The following is a 15,689-nucleotide window of genomic DNA, read 5'->3' as shown; positions in this document are numbered from 1 at the left end:
GGAGCCGACGATGGCCATCGCCCCGCCTGCCCACGCCGCGCTCGCGGGCGAGCGCAGCGCGCCCTTCGGCGTGCTGCTGCGCCACGAGCTGCGCCTGATGCTCGCCGACCGGCACCTGCTGTGGCTCGCGCTCGCGCTGCTGCTCGCTTGCGGCTACGCGCTCGCGAACGGCGCCGCCTGGTTCGCGCGGCAGGACGCCGCCGTCGCCGCCGCGCGCGCCGACGAAGTGCAGCGGATCGACAAGCTGCGCGCCGATCTCGCCGCCGTCGAGGCCGGCGCGCTGAAGCCGCAGGGCGCGTTCTACGACCCGCGCTCGGCGCTGTGGGTCGGCCTGCGCCACGGCGCGACGGTCGCGGCGATCGCGCGCGAGCCGCTCGCGCTCGTCTCGTTCGGCCAGAGCGACCTGAACCCGCCCTACGTGAAGGTTTCGACCGACAACGCCGACAGCTTCCTGTTCGCCGAGGAGATCGAGAACCCCGCGCACCTGCTCAACGGCAGCTTCGACCTTGCCTTCGTGGTCGTCTTCCTCGCGCCGCTGCTGGCGCTCGCGCTCGCGCACGACCTGCTCACCGGTGAGAAGGAGCAAGGCACGCTGAAGCTGCTGCTGGCCCAGCCGATCCGGCTGCGCCGCCTGCTCGCGGCCAAGCTCGGCCTGCGCTTTGCGCTGCTGTACGGCGCGTTGCTCGCGGCCGGCGCGGCCGCGCTCGCGCTCGGCGACGGCTTCGATGCGATGCACGGCGCGCTGGCGCTCGGCGGCTGGGCGCTGCTGCTCGCGGCCTACCTCGCGTTCTGGTTCGCGCTCGCGGCATGGGTCGATCTGCGCGGGCGCAGCGCGGCGAGCAACGCGCTGGTGCTGGCCGGCGCGTGGATCGCGCTGGCGCTGCTGCTGCCGACGCTGCTCGGCCTCGCGATCCAGGTGCTGCATCCGGTGCCGTCGCGTGCCGAGATGGTCGAGCGGCTGCGCGCCTCGCAGATCGCGGTCCACCGCGACGCCGAGGCGACGCTCGCGCGCTTCCACGCCGAGCATCCCGAGATGGACCCGGCCGGCATCGCGCCGGACAGCGACCACGCCCGCGGCGTGCGCCGCGTCGCGCTGCAGGCCGCGGCTGCGGCCAACGTGCAGGCCGAGATCGCCCGCTACGACGCGCGGCTGGCCGCGCAGCAGGCGCTCGTCGATCGCCTGCGTTTCGTGTCGCCCGCGGTCGTGATGCAGCAGGCGCTGAACGATCTGGCCGGCACCGGCACCGCGCGTTATCGCGCGTTCAACGACGAGGTCGCGCGCTTCCATGCGCGCTGGCAGGCGTGGTTCCGGCCGAAGGTGCTCGCGAACCGGCCGCTCGCCGCGGCCGACTACGCGGCGCTGCCGCGCTTCGAGCCGGCGCGGCTGGCGCCGGGGGCGGTCGTCGCCGCGGTCGTGGCGGCGGCCGTCGGGCTGCTGCTGCCGACGCTCGCCCTGCTGTTCGCGGCGGCGCGGCGGCTGCGGCGCTACGTGCCGGTCTGAGAAAGGCCGCGCCTCACAACCACCCGGCGCGCCGGAAGCGCCACGCGACGAAGCCGCACGACGCCGCGATCACGGCAAGCGCCATCGGGTAGCCCCACTGCCATTTCAGCTCGGGCATGGCCTCGAAGTTCATGCCCCAGATGCCGGCGAAGGCGGTCGCGACCGCGAAGATGCCGGCCCAGGCCGCGAGGCGCTTGGTGACCTCGCCCTCCTCGATCGCGACCATCGAGACGTTCACCTGGATCGCCGTGCCGATGGTTTCGCGGATCGCGTCGATCGAGGCGTTGATGCGCAGCAGGTGATCGACCACGTCGCGGAAGTACTCCTGCGTGCCGCGGCACATGTAGGGTGTGCGCCCGCCGTGCAGCTTGCTCGCGGCTTCGAGCAGCGGCGCGACCGCGTGCTTGAGCACGGTGAGCTTGCGCTTCAGGTCGTACAGCCGCTCGATGTTGTTCTTCGCGGTGCCCTTGTCGAAGATGCGTTCCTCGACCGTCTCGAGCTCGCTCTCGAGCGCGTCGAGGATGGGGAAGTAGCGATCGACCACCGCGTCCATCAGCGCGTAGAGCACGTAGCCCGCGCCGTGCTTCAGCAGATGCGGCTCGCGTTCGGCGCGCTCGCGGATGCGAAAGCCCTCGTTGCTGCGGCTGCGCACCGAGAGAACGTAGTTGTGGCCGACGAAGACGTCGACCTCGCCGACCTGCAGGTTGCCGGCCGCGTCGCGCTGCACCAGGTGCATCACCGCGAAGATCGAATCGCCGTACTCCTCGATCTTCGGGCGCTGGTGGCCGTGCAGCGCGTCCTCGACCGCCAGTTCGTGCAAGCCGAACTCGTCGCGCATCTCGGCCAGTTCCTCGGCCGTCGCGTCGTGCAGCGCGACCCAGACGAAGCAGCCCGGCTGCGCGACGTACTCGCTGATCCGTTCGACCGGCAGTTCCGCGAGCTTCTTGCCTTCGCGGTAGGCGACGCAGTTGATGAGCATGGCGGGATTGTGTTCACTTCACCCGCCGCACCGCCACCGGCGTCACCTCCGCCGCCCCGTTGCCCCAGGACTGGCGGATGAAGCTCGCGACGCTGGCGATCTCGTCGTTGCCGAGCACCTGCGAGAACGGCGGCATGCCGAAGGGCCGCGGATGGCCCGGGGTGCTCGGCGCGAAGCCGCCCCAGCGGATCACCTGGATCACGTTGGCCGGCGAGCCGAGCGTCACCGCGCGGTTGCCGGCGAGCGCCGGGTAGATGCCGGCCACGCCCTGGCCGCGATCGCCGTGGCATGCGGCGCAGTGCGTCTCGTAGAGCGCGGCGCCGCGTGCGAGCGTCGGCTCCGGTGCGCGCTCGAACGCGCGCTTGGGCGCCTCGCGCACCGGGATCGATGCGAGGAACTGCGCCATCGCGTCGAGGTCGTCGTCGCGCAGGTGCTGCGTGCTGGTGTAGACGACGTCGGCCATCGGGCCGGCGACCGTCGCGTGGGTGGAGCGGCCGGTCTTCAGCAGCCGGGCGACCTCGGCGCGCGGCCAGGCCTGCACGCCGGCTTCGCGCGGATTCGCGAGCGAGGGCGCATACCAGCTCCCGTCGGGCATCAGGCCACCGGCGAACTCGGCATTGAGGCTCGTCGCGCCCAGCGCGTTGCGGCTCGAGTGGCAGGCGGTGCAATGGCCCAGCGCCTGCACCAGGTACTTGCCGCGATTCCACGATTCGCTTTGCGCCGGATCGGCCGCGAAGTCCTCGGCCTCGAAGAACAGCGCCCGCCACACCGCCAGCGCCGGCTGCGTGCCGAAGGGAAAGCGCAGCGCGTGCGGCCGGTTGGGCCGCTCGACCGGCGCGACGCCGCGCAGGAAGGCGTAGAGCGCATCCGAGTCCTCGCGGCGCATGCGCGTGTAGCTCGGATAGGGGAAGGCCGGGTAGAGCAGGCGGCCGTCCTTCGAGCGCCCGTGGTGCAGCGCGCGCCAGAACTCGGCGGGCGACCAGCGGCCCAGGCCGGTCGCCGCGTCGGGCGTGAGGTTGGAGGCGTAGACGACGCCGAAGGGCGTCTCGACGCCGCGCCCGCCCGCGAAGGGCTCGCCCTGCACGCCGGCGTGGCAGCCGATGCAGTTGCCGGCGCGCGCGAGGTAGGCGCCGCGCTCGATCAGCGCCGCGCTCGCGCGCACCGCGGTACCGCTTTCGAGCGGTGCTTCGCCGCGCAGGTTGAGCCACGCGACGAGCCCGGCAAGCACGAGCCCGAGCACCAGCACGAGACCCGCAACGGCCCCGAGCCGGCGCCTCCACCGGCGTGTGCGCGCGATCGCACTCATGGCGCTGCGTTGCCGCAGGCCAGCGGCAGCGGCGCGCGGCTCGCCGGCTCGGGCTCGGTGCCTAGCGGCAGCGTCTGCGCCGAAAGCCAGCGGGCCACGGCGGTGATCTCGTCGGGCGTCAGCCGCCGCGCGACCTCGCCCATGCAGTCGGGCTCGTGGGCGCGGCGCTGGCCGGTGCGCCAGGCGCCGAACTGCGCGATCAGGTAGTCGCCGGGCAGCGTCAGCAGCCCGGGCATCGCCGGCAGCTTGCCGGCCATCGTCTCGCCATGGCAGGCCGCGCAGGCGGGGATGCCGCGTTCGGGCGCGCCGTCGCGAATCAGACGCTGGGCGAGGCCGATGCGCGCCGGCGTCAGCGCGGCCGGCTGCGCCGGCGGATACGGCAGGTCGAGCGCGGCGAAGTACTGCGCGATCTCGCGCATGTAGTCGTCCGACATGTGCTGCACCAGGTGATGCATCGCGGCATGGCGGCGCCGGCCCTCCTTGAAGTTGCGCAGCTGGTTGTGGAGGTAGCCGGCCGGCTTGCCGGCGATGCGCGGGAAGTAGCCGGCGTTGGTCGCGCGGCCTTCCTTGCCGTGGCAGACCACGCAGGCCTGCATGCGCTGCGCCATCGTGTCCTGCACGCCGGCCGCGGGGTTGTCCGGCGCCGGCTGCTGCGCCGAAGCGGCGCGGCCCGCACCGGCGAGCAGGACGACGGCAGCCAGCACCCGCAGTGCGCGCATCGTGCAGGGCCGCGGCGTCGGCCAGCGCCCGGCCGGCGTCAAGGCCGCGCCGCGAGCAGTTGGTACGACGCGAGCCGGGCCGCGTGGTCGTGGATCGCGCCGGCGACGATCAGCTCGTCGGCGCGCGTCTGCGCGACCAGCGAGCCGAGCTGCCGCCACACCGTCTGCGCGGAGCCGACCGCCGAGGCCGCCAGCATGCGCTGCACCTGCGCCTTCTCGGGCGCGCTCCAGCACGTCTCCAGCTCGGCCGGCTCGATCGGCCGCGGCAGCGGCCCGCGCTCGCCGCGCTGCATGCCGAGGAAGCGCAGCTGGATCGAGGTGAACAGGTGCGCCGCCTCCTCGTCGCTGGCCGCGCACACCACGTTCACGCCGACCATCACGTGCGGCTCGGGCCACTTCGCCGAAGGCCGGTAGCCGGCGCGGTAGGTCTCCAGCGCGCGCAGCAGCAGGTCGGGCGCGAAGTGCGACGCGAACGCGAACGGCAGGCCGAGGTAGGCCGCGAGCTGCGCGCTGTACAGGCTGGAGCCGAGCAGCCAGATCGGCACCTCGGTGCCGGCGCCAGGGATCGCGCGCACCGTCTGCGAGCGCGACAGCGGCGCGAGGTAGCCCTGCAGCTCGACGACGTCCTGCGGGAACTCGTCCTCGTCGTGGCTCGCGTCGAGCCGGCGGCGCAGCGCGCGCATCGTCGCGCGGTCGGTGCCGGGCGCACGGCCGAGGCCCAGGTCGATGCGGTCGGGGAACAGCGTCGCGAGGGTGCCGAACTGCTCGGCGACGACCAGCGGCGCGTGGTTGGGCAGCATCACGCCGCCGGAGCCGACGCGGATCGTCCGCGTCGCCGCCGCGAGCCGGCCGACGAGCACCGCGGTCGCCGAACTGGCGACGCCCTCCATGTTGTGGTGCTCGGCGACCCAGTAGCGGCGGTAGCCGCAGCGCTCGGCGTGCTGGGCCAGCTCGATGCTGTGGGCCAGCGCCTGCGCGGCGTCGCCGCCTTCGACGATCGGCGCCAGGTCGAGCACGGACAGGGGGGTGTTGAACGCGGGGACGGCCATGTCGTGCATGGTGCCCAAAGGTCGGTGCCATCACGTTCGCCAGGGCCGCTCGCGGCCGGCGGCGCCGGCCCGGCCGGCGCGGAGGCAGGTTTCGCCGCCCTCGGCTTGAACGAACGCGCCGCGGCGCCATCTGGCGGCGATGCCGATCCTTGCCGTCGCCACGCTCGCGCACCTGTACATCGGCTGGCGCGTCGCGCCCGAGCTGCCGGGCCCCGTCGCCGCCGGCCTCTTCCTCGCGCTGCTGCTGGCCTGCTGGCTCGCGATCCCGATCGGCTTTCGCAGCCGCCGCGCGCACGACCGCGCAGCCGCCGACCGCCGCACCTGGATCGGCATGCTGGCGCTCGGCCTGTTCTCGATGCTGTTCGTCGCCACGCTGCTGCGCGACGCGGTGCTGCTTGCGAGCCGTCTGCTGGGCGGCGCCTTCGAGCTGCCGCCGCTGGCCGGGCCCACCGCGCTGGCAGTGCCGCTGCTGGCGCTGGCCGGCGTGGTGCTCGGCGTCGTCGGTGCGCGCCGCACCGCCCGCGTGCGCGAAGTGCGCGTGCCGATCGCCGGGCTGCCCGCGGCGCTCGACGGGTTCACCGTCGTGCAGATCAGCGACGTGCACGTCGGCCCGACCGTCAAGCGCGGCTACGTGCAGCGCATCGCCGACGTGGTGAACCGGCTCGATGCAGACGCGATCGCGATCACCGGCGACCTGGTCGACGGCCGCGTCGGCGACCTGGCCGCCGACGTGCAGCCGCTGGCCGGGCTGCGCTCGCGCCACGGCACCTTCTTCGTGACCGGCAACCACGAGTACTACAGCGGCGCGGCCGAGTGGATCGCGCATCTGCGCCAGCTCGGTCTGCGGGTGCTGAACAACGAGCACGTGGTGATCGAACGAGGCCCCGCCCGGCTGGTGCTGGCCGGCGTCACCGACTACTCGGCCGGCCACTTCACGCCCGACGACCGCAGCGATCCGCACCGCGCGATCCGCGGCGCGCCGGCCGATGCGGCGCTGCGCGTGCTGCTCGCCCACCAGCCGCGCAGTGCGGCCGCCGCGGCCGAGGCCGGCTTCGACCTGCAGCTCTCCGGCCACACGCACGGCGGCCAGTTCTGGCCCTGGAACCTGTTCGTGCGCTTCCAGCAGCCCTACACCGCGGGGCTGCACCGGCTGCGCGCGCTGTGGGTCTACACGAGCCGCGGCACCGGCTACTGGGGGCCGCCGATCCGGCTCGGCGCGCCGTCGGAGATCACGCGGGTGCGGCTGGTCGCGGCGCGCGAGCCGGCTGGGCGCTGAGGCGGGCGCCTCCCTTGCCACCGCACGGGTCGACGAAGACCCGTGCGAGAGGCGCGCTCCCATGCCGGCGCGCCGCTGCCGGGCCTCTGGACAGGGAGTCGCCATGCCGTTGAAGCTCGAAGCCTCGTGCCGCTGCGGCAAGGTCCGCTTCAGCGCCGAAAGCCACGCGCCGGTGCCCTTCATGCGGTGCTACTGCTCGATCTGCCGCAAGACGGCCGGCGGCGGTGGCTACGCGATCAACCTGCATGCCGACAAGCGCAGCTTGAGGGTCGAGGGCGAGACCGCCGTGTACCGCGCCGAGCTGGCGGACGTCCACGGCGCCTGCCGCGTCAGCGGCGGCGAGCGGCACTTCTGTGCGGCCTGCGCGACGGCGCTGTGGATGTTCGACCCCACGTACCCCGAGCTCTTCCACCCGTTCGCTTCAGCCATGGACAGCGCGCTGCCGAAGGCGCCTTCGAGCGTGCACATGATGCTGGCGTCGAAAGCCAGGTGGGTCGAGCCCGCGATCGGCGCGGGCGATCGCTGCTTCGACGGCCACCCCGAAGCCACGCTCGAGGACTGGCACCGCGAGCGCGGCCTCTGGGTCGATTGAGGCGGCCCGCGGGGTCATCGAGCCTCATGCATGCTTGCGCCACAGCCATTCCAGGAGATCGCTCATGGCCCGCAACACGATCTGCCTCTGGTACGACCACGACGCCGAGGACGCCGCGCGCTTCTACGCCGCGACCTTCCCCGACAGCAGCGTCGGCGCGGTGCACCGCGCGCCGGCCGACTACCCCGGCGGCAAGGCCGGCGCGGTGCTGGTCGTCGAGTTCACCGTCGCCGGCGTGGCCTGCATCGGCCTGAACGGCGGGCCGACCTTCAAGCACAGCGAGGCCTTCTCGTTCCAGATCGCCACCGAGTCGCAGGAAGAGACCGATCGCTACTGGAACGCGATCGTCGGCCACGGCGGCGAGGAAAGCCAATGCGGCTGGTGCCGCGACAAGTGGGGCATCAGCTGGCAGATCACGCCGCGCGTGCTGACCGACGCGATGGCCCGGGGCGGCGAGACGGCCCGGCGCGCCTTCGAAGCCATGATGCCGATGCGCAAGATCGACGTCGCGGCGATCGAAGCGGCGATCCGCGGCTGACGGCACCGCATCAGAACAAGGCGCCCTGCGCCGCGTCCTTGCCGGGCGGCCTGAAGCGGCTTGCATCGAGCGCGACGCGCTCGCGCGTCATGCCGCGCTTGTCCGCCGCCTTCCAGACCCGCTGGCGGATCAGCTCGGCCCAGATGCCGGCGCCCTTCATGCGGGTCGAGAAATCGGCGTCGTAGTCCTTGCCGCCGCGCATCTCCTGCACCCGCGCCATCACGCGCGCGGCGCGCTCGGGGAAGTGCTGGTCGAGCCACTGGCGGAACAGCGGCGCCACCTCCCAGGGCAGGCGCAGCACCGTGTAGTGCATCGCGCGCGCGCCGGCCTCGGCGGCGGCGGCGACGATGTCCTCGATCTCGGGCTCATTGATGAACGGGATCACCGGCGCGAGGTTCACGTCCACCGGCACGCCGGCATCGGCCAGCCTTCGCACGGTGAGCAGGCGGCGCCGCGGCGAGGCAGCGCGCGGCTCCAGCCTGCGGGCGAGCGCGGCGTCGAGCGTCGTCACGCTGATGAACACCTGCGCCTGCCGGCGCCGCGCGGCGGGCGCGATCAGGTCGAGGTCGCGCTCGATCCCGGCGGACTTGGTGACGATGGTGAACGGGTGCTCGCAGGCACACAGCACCTCGAGCACCGCGCGGGTGAGCCGCAGGCGACGCTCGATCGGCTGGTAGGCGTCGGTCGCCGAGCCGATGTTGATCGGGCTCGGCACGTAGCCGCGACGGCCGAGCTCGCGCTTCAACAGCTCGGCGGCGTTCACCTTCGCCACCAGCTTCGTCTCGAAGTCGAGCCCCGGCGAGAGATCGAGGTAGCTGTGCGTCGGCCGCGCGTAGCAGTAGATGCAGCCGTGCTCGCAGCCGCGGTAGGGGTTGATCGCAAGCTCGAAGGGAATGTCGGGCGAGTCGTTGCGGCTGAGGATGGAGCCGGCCTGTTCGTCGCGCACCGTCGTCGCGGGCGGCGGCGCGCCCGCGTCGATGTCTTCATCCTCGGGCCAGCCGTCGAAGAAGGCCTCGCGTGCCTGACGTTCGTAGCGGTGGGCGATGCGCACCGCCGTGCCGCGGCCGTGGATGGCGCCCGGCGCACGCGGATCGATGCTCTCGCCCATGCGGCGAGGTTACTGGGTTTCCATACAGCCTCGCACCCGGCCGAACCCGGGGCCTGTCCTGCGCGCAGCCGGTCAGGCGCGGTTCGCGTCCGGCGCGCCCGCCGCGCCGGCCATCCGCCCTGCCGTCTGGCGCGCGAACTGCGCGGCTTCGAGCGCCGGCGCGAACAGCCAGCCCTGGTACTCGTGGCAGCCGTTGCGGCGCAGGAAGTCGCGCTGCGCGGGCGTCTCCACGCCTTCGGCGATCACGCGCAGGTTGAGCGCGCGGCCGAGCTGGATCACCGCGCAGGCGATGCCGGCATCGCTGGCGTCGCCGGGCAGGCCCTTGATGAAGCTGCGGTCGATCTTCAGCTTCTTGATCGGGAAGCGCTTCAGGTAGCCGAGGCTCGAGTAGCCGGTGCCGAAGTCGTCGATCGCGAGCTGCACGCCGAGCGCGTCGAGCGCGCGCAGGCGCTGCAGCGCTTCGTTCGCGTCGCGCACCAGGATCGACTCGGTCAGCTCCAGCTCGAGCCATTCGCTGGGCAGTTGCGCGCTGGCCAGCACCGCTGCGACGCGCTCGACGAAGTCGAGCTGCTGGAACTGCAGCGCCGAGACGTTGATCGAGACGCGCACCGGCCGCCCTTCGGCCTGCCAGCGCGCGGCCTGCGCCACCGCTTCCTGCAGCACCCAGTCGCCGAGCGCGACGATGAAGCCGCTCTCTTCCGCGACCGGGATGAACTCGCCGGGCGGAATGATCCCGAGGTCCTCGTCGATCCAGCGCAGCAGCGCCTCGGCGCCGATCACCGCGCCGGTCTCGATGTCCACCTGCGGCTGGTAGTGCAGGCTGAAGCCGCCGCGCTCGAGCGCGACGCGCATCGCGTGGTCGAGCTTCATGCGCGCGAGCAGGTCGACGTTCATCTGCGGCTGGTAGAAGCGGAAGCCCGCACGCCCGCGCTCCTTCACCCGGTACATCGCGGCGTCGGCGTTCTTGATCAGGTCGTTCATCGACTCGCCGTCGGTCGGGAACATCGCGATGCCGATGCTCGCGGTGACCGAGAAGCTCATGCCGTCGAGGTCGAAGGGCAGGCCCAGCACGTCGATCACGCGGCGCGCGATGGTCTCGGCGCCGCGCGCGTCGGTCTGCGTCAGCAGCATCACGAACTCGTCGCCGCCCAGGCGCGCGATGGTGTCGACCTGCCGCACGCAGGTCGAAAGCCGGCTCGCCACCTCGACCAGCACGCGGTCGCCCGAGACGTGGCCGAGCGAATCGTTGATCTGCTTGAAGCGGTCGAGGTCGAGGAACAGCAGCGCGAACGGCGTCTCGTGCCGCTGCGACATCGCCAGCGCGAACTCCAGCCGCTCGGCCAGCATCACGCGGTTGGGCAGGCCGGTCAGCGCGTCGGTGTAGGCCAGCTCCTCGATGCGCTTGTGCGCCGCGACCGTCTCGCTCAGGTCCTTGAAGAAGCCGACGTGCCGGGCCGCGGCGGCGCCGCCGGCGAGGCTCGCGCCGGCCGCCGCGGCGCGGCTCCTCGCCGCGTTGAGCGTCGGCTGCGAAGCGGCACCGCCGATGCGCACCAGCGACACATGCCCCGGCAGCACCGTGCCGTCGGCGCGGCGGTGGCGCAGCTCGCCTTCCCAGAAGCCCTGGCGCGTCAGGCGCGCGGCGGCGGTCGCGAACCAGGCGTCGCCCGGGCCGTCGGGCTCGCTGAGCAGGCGGTCGGTGCGCAAGCCGATCAGTTCCTCGCGCGCAAGGCCGGTCAGGCGTTCGCAGCTCGCGTTGGCCGCGACGATCCGGTGCTCGGCGTCGGTGACGAAGATCGCGTCGAGACTCGACTCGAAGACGCGCGCCGCGAGCTCCTGGCGCTCGGCGTTGGCGAGCATCTCGGTCACGTCGCGGAACGAGCTGATGCGCCCGACCGGCCGGCCGCCGCTGTACTGCGGCAGCACCACCCGTTCGAGCACGCGGCCCGACTGCAGCCGCAGGAGGTCGCTGCCGCGCAGCAGCGGGTCGCCGTCGAGCTCGCGCAGGCGCTCGGCGAATTCGCGCTCGTCGAGCACCTGCTCCCGCATCCACTGGCGGATCTCGCGGTCGTCGGGCTCGGCGACCAGCACCTCGGGCAGATCCCAGAGCTTGGCGAACAGCCGGTTGCAGGCGCGCACCGTGCCGTCGAGATCGGTCACGAGCAGGCCTTCGGCGGTCGATTCGCGCGTCGCGCGCAGCTCGGCGACGATCTTCTCCAGCTCGTCTTCGGCCTGGCGCTGCGCGGACAGGTCGCGCAGGCCGAGCACGTAGATGGCCTGGCCCGGGCGCAGCCACACGCGGCTGACGCAGCGCTCGACCGGCAGCACGCGGCCGTCGGCGTGGCGCACCAGCGAATCGGAATGGATCTGCACGCCGGTGGGCGTCGCATGGCCGGCGACGACGTCCTCCCAGAACGACTGGTCCTCGGGGGTGATCGCGAGATCGAACACCGAGCGGCCGACCAGCACGGCCGGCGCGTGGCCCAGCAGCCGGCCGGCCGCGGGGTTGGCGGCCAGCACGGTGAGGTGCTGCGGCTCGACGAGGCAGACCGGTTCGATCAGGCCGTCGAGCAGCGCCTGCCACGCCGGCGGCGCGGGCAATGCGGGCAGCAGCGACGTGTCGGTCATGTGCGGTCCTCGCGGCTGCCGAGCCCGGTGGTGCTGCGCCACGCGGCGACGGTGCTGGCCCAGTCGTTGCGCGGGCGCTCGACGAGCGCGCGCTGCGCCGGCGGCAATGGGCCGACCGGCCTGCCGAGCGGATGGTTCAGCGTCTCCTCGTGGTTGCGGGTGGTCGGCCAGAACGCGCTGCGCTGGACGACTTCGCTGGCGTTGCCGGCCGCGCGGCGGCCGCCGACCAGGATCTGCGGGAAGCGCGCCAGCAGCTTCATCGTGCCGCCCCGGCGGTGGCCTCGGGATAGACGGCGCCGGCCGGCTCGAAGAAGTAGGTGATGCGCGGGCGCGGCGACAGGTAGCCCAGCGCATGGGCCGGCAGCTGCGCCGTGCGCAGGCTGCGCCGGATGCCCAGGCCGGGCAGCGATTCGAGGCTGAGGGGCAGCGCGTCCTCGCGGCGCGTCTTCGCGTCGTGCACCAGCACGCGCGGCTTCAGCGGCCGCGCGGCGTTGACGCCGACGACCATGCCGTAGCGCTCGTCGTTCAGCTGCACCAGCGAGCCCGGCGGGTAGACGCCCATCATCTTGATGAAGAGGGCGAACACCGCGGCGTCGAAGCGGTGCTTGAGCTGGCTGTACATGTGCGCCAGCGCCTCGTGCGGCGTCAGCGCCTTGTCGAGCGTGGGCGGGTTGCACAGCCGGTCGTAGCGGTTGACGAGCGCGACGATGCGCGCCGCGGCCGTCATGCGCTCGGCCGTCAGGCGCAGCGGGAAGCCGCTGCCGTCGGCATGCTCGTGGTGCTGCGCGATCACGAGCAGCGCGCCGGGCGCGAGGTTCATGCCGCGGCCGATCACGACGCCGCGGCTCACGTGCTCCTGGTAATACTGGCGCTCGTGCTGCGGCACGCCGGGCGCGCTGGCGTCGAGCCAGCGCACGCGGTCGGGCAGCTCGATCTTGCCGACGTCGTGCAGCATCGCGCCGACGCCGGCGTCGAACATCTCGTCCTTCGTGAGGCCGACCTGCTTGCCGAGCAGCAGCGAGAGCACCGCGACGTTGATGCCGTGCATCGCCGCGCGGTCGCCGGCCGATTCGCTCAGCAGCCGGATCGCCAGTTCTTCGGCGCCGAGCAGGTGGTCGAGGAAGAAGCGCACCTGGCCTTCGGCCTGCTCGCGCGCGGCCGCAGGCTGCTTCAAGGCGAGGTCGAAGGCGGCCTTCAGCGCCTTGCTCGCCTCGTTGTAGCGGCGCTCGGCGAGCGCGGCGCAGGCCTGTTCCGCTTCGAGCGCGGCGCGGCGCGCGAGCCGCTCGGCGGCTTCGGGCGAAAGCGCCGGCGGCGGTGCCTCGCCGATCGCGGCGGCGGCCTCGGCCGCGCGCCGCGCCTCGGCCTGTGCGCGCAGCACCGAGTTCGCCTCGGCCTGCTTCGCGCTCAGCAGGCCTTCGGCAACCCGGGCCTCGAGCACCGCCACGTCGCTCTTCTCGGCATCGACGCGCACGCGGCCGAGGCCCAGCGTGCGCAGCGTCGCCAGGTGCGAATCGCCGGTGATCTTGAAATGGCTCAGCGGGAACGGATGGTCCATCCAGCCGAGATCGAGGTGGATGTAGAGCCCCGGGCGCAATTGGCCGACGGTGAGGGTCAGGGTCTCGTGCATGGTTGGACTTCGGATGCGGGGCTGCCCGCCCCTGGGCTTTCGGCAGCGGCTGGCGAAGCTTGAGCGCAAGGCGCCGACGCGGCGGCACGCGGCACTACATTCGCCGTGTCGCATCGCCGTGGGGTGCCGCATGGAACCGTCGACCTGGCTCGCCTTCTTCGCCGCCTCCTGGGCGATCAGCATCTCGCCGGGGGCGGGCGCGGTGGCCGCGATGAGCGCCGGCGCGCGCCACGGCTTCGTGCGCGGCTACCCGCTGACGATCGGCCTGGTGCTCGGCATCTGGACCCAGGTGCTCGCCGTCGCGATCGGCGTGGGCGCGCTGATCGCGACCTCGGCGCTCGCCTTCGCGGTGGTCAAGTGGGTGGGCGTCGCCTACTTGCTGTGGCTGGGGATCTCGCACTGGCGCGCGCCGGCCCGCCCGCTGGTCGCCGATGCCGCCTCGGCCGAGCTCGCCCGGCCGCTCGCGATGGTGCTGCGCGGCTGGGCGGTCAACGCGGTCAACCCGAAGGGCACCGTATTCCTGCTGGCGGTGGTGCCGCAGTTCCTCGACCTCGCCCGGCCGCTGGGCACCCAGTACCTGTGGATCGCGGCGACGCTGGGCTTCACCGATCTGGTCGTGATGGCCGTCTACACCGCGCTCGGCGCGCAACTGCTGCGTGCACTGAAGGAGCCGGGGCAGATCCGCTGGATCAACCGCTGCTTCGGCGGGCTCTTCGTCGGCGTCGCGGCGCTGCTGGCGACGGTGCGGCGCGGCGGCTAGCACCGCCACGCGAGGCCGTCGCGGACGGTGGGGGCTGCCGGCTGGCCGCCGCGGTCGAACGGCTTCGACGCGCGCCGCGACGGCACGCCGTTCAAGTTTCTTTACCGGGCTGCAAGACGCCGCTCGTGCCCGGGCGGCCGAATCAAGCGCCTGATTGAACCGGGCGGGCGACGCGGTGCGGGCGGCACACTGCGAGGCGCCTTCCCCGGCCAGCCACGAGCCACCGACCCCCATGAACCTTCGATTCGAGTCGCCACGACCCGCTACCCAGCGCGGTGCCGTCTGGCCGTGGATGCTGGCCCTGGCGGTGGTGCTCGCGGCGCTCGGCGGCTGGTGGTGGCACGCGCGTAGCACGCAGCCGGCGGCCGGCGGCGCCGAGCCGGGCGCACGTGCCGGCGGCGCCGGCGGTGGCCCGGGCGGCGCGAACCGCCGCTTCGGTGCCGGCGTGCAGCCGGTCTCGGTGCAGCCGGCCGAGTTGCGCGACATCCGCGTCGTGGTCGATGCGATCGGCTCGATCAGCGCGAGCAACACCGCCGTCGTGCGCGCGCAGGTGGCCGGCGTGCTGCAGTCGCTTTCGTTCAAGGAGGGCCAGCAGGTCAAGGCCGGCCAGGTGATCGCGCAGATCGACCCGCGCGCCTTCCGCGCCGCACTCGGCCAGGCCGAGGGCACGCTGGCGCGCGACCGCGCGCAGCTCGAGAACGCACGCATCGACCTGGCCCGCTACCGCGACCTGCTCGCGAAGGACGCGATAGCAAAGCAGCAGCTCGACACCCAGGAAGCGCTGGTGCGCCAGCTCGAAGGCACGGTGCAGACCGACCGGGCCGCGGTCGAGACGGCGCGCCTGCAGCTTTCGTACACCCGCGTGGTCGCGCCAATCTCGGGCCGCGTCGGCCTGAAGCAGGCCGACCTCGGCAACCTGGTGCAGACCGGCGATGCGAACGGGCTGGTCACGATCACGCAGACGCAGCCGATCGCGCTCGTCTTCGCGGTGCCTTCGGCGCACCTGCCGCAGATCACCGCGAAGCTGCGCGCGAACGAGCCGCTGGTCGTCGAGGCCTGGGACCGCGGCGGCGCGCAGCGGCTCGCGCTCGGCAGGCTCGCGACGATCGACAACGCGATCGATCCGGCGACCGACACGATCAAGGCCAAGGCCGAGTTCGCAAACCGCGACGAGGCGCTGTTCCCGAACCAGTCGGTCAGCGTGAAGCTCGAGCTCGACACGCAGGAGAACGCGCTCGCGGTGCCGCCGGCCGCGGTGCTGCGCGGCGCGCGGGGCTTCTACGTCTACGTGGTCGGCGCGGACGGCACGGTCTCGACGCGCGTGGTGAAGACGGGTGCGGTCGACGGCGACTGGATGGCCGTCAGCGGTGCGCTGCAGGCCGGCGAGCGGGTGGTGATCGACGGCGTGGACCGGCTGCGCGAAGGCGCGAAGGTGGAGGTCATCGCCAGCGACCCGAGGCTGCGTGCCGGCGCAAGCGAGCCGCCGGGCGGCGGCCGGCGCGGCCCGCCCGGCGCGGCGCCCGCGGCCGGTGCGGCCCCGGGCCCGGACGCCGCGAGCCGCCCGTACCGGCGCGCCTCCGCACCGTTCGAGGCCGGCCGCGCGCCTTGA

14 protein-coding genes are annotated in these 15,689 nt (G+C 73.2%); 6 read left to right on the top strand and 8 right to left on the bottom strand.

Features of this window, described 5'->3' with window-relative positions; all coding sequences use genetic code 11:
* Nucleotides 1-10 precede the first annotated feature (10 nt).
* Nucleotides 11-1,501 (top strand): DUF3526 domain-containing protein, encoded by a 1,491-nt coding sequence (locus VFR90_RS02745; RefSeq protein WP_326404459.1) that lies wholly within the window; start codon nucleotides 11-13, stop codon nucleotides 1,499-1,501.
* A gap of 13 nt (nucleotides 1,502-1,514) precedes the next feature.
* On the opposite strand, the gene corA is transcribed toward VFR90_RS02745, so the two are convergent.
* The 4 genes from corA to VFR90_RS02725 are packed head-to-tail and all read right to left on the bottom strand — an operon-like array spanning nucleotide 1,515 to nucleotide 5,554.
* Nucleotides 1,515-2,480, bottom strand: coding sequence for a magnesium/cobalt transporter CorA (gene corA, locus VFR90_RS02740; protein WP_326404458.1), 966 nt, complete (start codon nucleotides 2,478-2,480; stop codon nucleotides 1,515-1,517).
* Nucleotides 2,481-2,493: 13 nt separating this feature from the next.
* Nucleotides 2,494-3,786, bottom strand: a complete 1,293-nt coding sequence (locus VFR90_RS02735; protein ID WP_326404457.1) for a c-type cytochrome — start codon at nucleotides 3,784-3,786, stop codon at nucleotides 2,494-2,496.
* On the bottom strand, nucleotides 3,783-4,505 hold the full coding sequence (locus VFR90_RS02730) for a c-type cytochrome (protein WP_326404456.1): 723 nt from the start codon (nucleotides 4,503-4,505) through the stop codon (nucleotides 3,783-3,785). Before VFR90_RS02730 ends, VFR90_RS02735 begins: the two co-directional genes overlap by 4 nt.
* A 38-nt stretch (nucleotides 4,506-4,543) precedes the next feature.
* Nucleotides 4,544-5,554, bottom strand: a complete 1,011-nt coding sequence (locus VFR90_RS02725) for an LLM class flavin-dependent oxidoreductase (protein ID WP_326404454.1) — start codon at nucleotides 5,552-5,554, stop codon at nucleotides 4,544-4,546.
* 139 nt (nucleotides 5,555-5,693) lie between these two features.
* Between VFR90_RS02725 and VFR90_RS02720 the strand changes: the two genes are divergently transcribed.
* The 3 genes from VFR90_RS02720 to VFR90_RS02710 all read left to right on the top strand — a co-directional run bounded on the left by VFR90_RS02720 (nucleotide 5,694) and on the right by VFR90_RS02710 (nucleotide 7,960).
* Nucleotides 5,694-6,830, top strand: coding sequence for a metallophosphoesterase (locus tag VFR90_RS02720; protein WP_326404453.1), 1,137 nt, complete (start codon nucleotides 5,694-5,696; stop codon nucleotides 6,828-6,830).
* 103 nt (nucleotides 6,831-6,933) lie between these two features.
* Nucleotides 6,934-7,422 (top strand): GFA family protein, encoded by a 489-nt coding sequence (locus VFR90_RS02715; protein ID WP_326404452.1) that lies wholly within the window; start codon nucleotides 6,934-6,936, stop codon nucleotides 7,420-7,422.
* Nucleotides 7,423-7,486: 64 nt separating this feature from the next.
* Nucleotides 7,487-7,960 (top strand): VOC family protein, encoded by a 474-nt coding sequence (locus VFR90_RS02710; protein WP_326404451.1) that lies wholly within the window; start codon nucleotides 7,487-7,489, stop codon nucleotides 7,958-7,960.
* A gap of 10 nt (nucleotides 7,961-7,970) precedes the next feature.
* Here the strand turns inward: VFR90_RS02710 and VFR90_RS02705 are convergent, their stop codons facing one another.
* The 4 genes from VFR90_RS02705 to VFR90_RS02690 all read right to left on the bottom strand — a co-directional run bounded on the left by VFR90_RS02705 (nucleotide 7,971) and on the right by VFR90_RS02690 (nucleotide 13,320).
* Entirely contained in the window at nucleotides 7,971-9,068 is a 1,098-nt protein-coding gene (locus VFR90_RS02705; protein WP_326404450.1) for a PA0069 family radical SAM protein, read from the bottom strand.
* A gap of 72 nt (nucleotides 9,069-9,140) precedes the next feature.
* On the bottom strand, nucleotides 9,141-11,693 hold the full coding sequence (locus VFR90_RS02700) for a sensor domain-containing protein (RefSeq protein WP_326404449.1): 2,553 nt from the start codon (nucleotides 11,691-11,693) through the stop codon (nucleotides 9,141-9,143).
* Nucleotides 11,690-11,953, bottom strand: coding sequence for a hypothetical protein (locus tag VFR90_RS02695; RefSeq protein WP_326404448.1), 264 nt, complete (start codon nucleotides 11,951-11,953; stop codon nucleotides 11,690-11,692). The genes VFR90_RS02700 and VFR90_RS02695 overlap by 4 nt, the downstream gene beginning before the upstream one ends.
* The gene (locus VFR90_RS02690) at nucleotides 11,950-13,320 is read right to left on the bottom strand and encodes a cyclic di-GMP phosphodiesterase (RefSeq protein ID WP_326404447.1); all 1,371 of its coding nucleotides are present in this window, start codon (nucleotides 13,318-13,320) and stop codon (nucleotides 11,950-11,952) included. Before VFR90_RS02690 ends, VFR90_RS02695 begins: the two co-directional genes overlap by 4 nt.
* A 130-nt stretch (nucleotides 13,321-13,450) precedes the next feature.
* Between VFR90_RS02690 and VFR90_RS02685 the strand changes: the two genes are divergently transcribed.
* Both VFR90_RS02685 and VFR90_RS02680 read left to right on the top strand, forming a co-directional pair.
* On the top strand, nucleotides 13,451-14,080 hold the full coding sequence (locus VFR90_RS02685) for a LysE family transporter (protein ID WP_326404446.1): 630 nt from the start codon (nucleotides 13,451-13,453) through the stop codon (nucleotides 14,078-14,080).
* A 232-nt stretch (nucleotides 14,081-14,312) separates the two neighbouring features.
* Complete coding sequence (locus VFR90_RS02680) at nucleotides 14,313-15,689, top strand: MdtA/MuxA family multidrug efflux RND transporter periplasmic adaptor subunit (protein ID WP_326404445.1); 1,377 nt, start codon at nucleotides 14,313-14,315, stop codon at nucleotides 15,687-15,689.

Origin of the sequence: Methylibium sp. (assembly GCF_035762065.1) — a bacterium.
In the GTDB taxonomy this organism is placed as follows: Bacteria; Pseudomonadota; Gammaproteobacteria; order Burkholderiales; family Burkholderiaceae_C; genus Methylibium.
The sequence above is the reverse complement of the archived record's forward strand: the minus strand, read 5'-3'. Positions and strand labels throughout refer to the sequence as shown.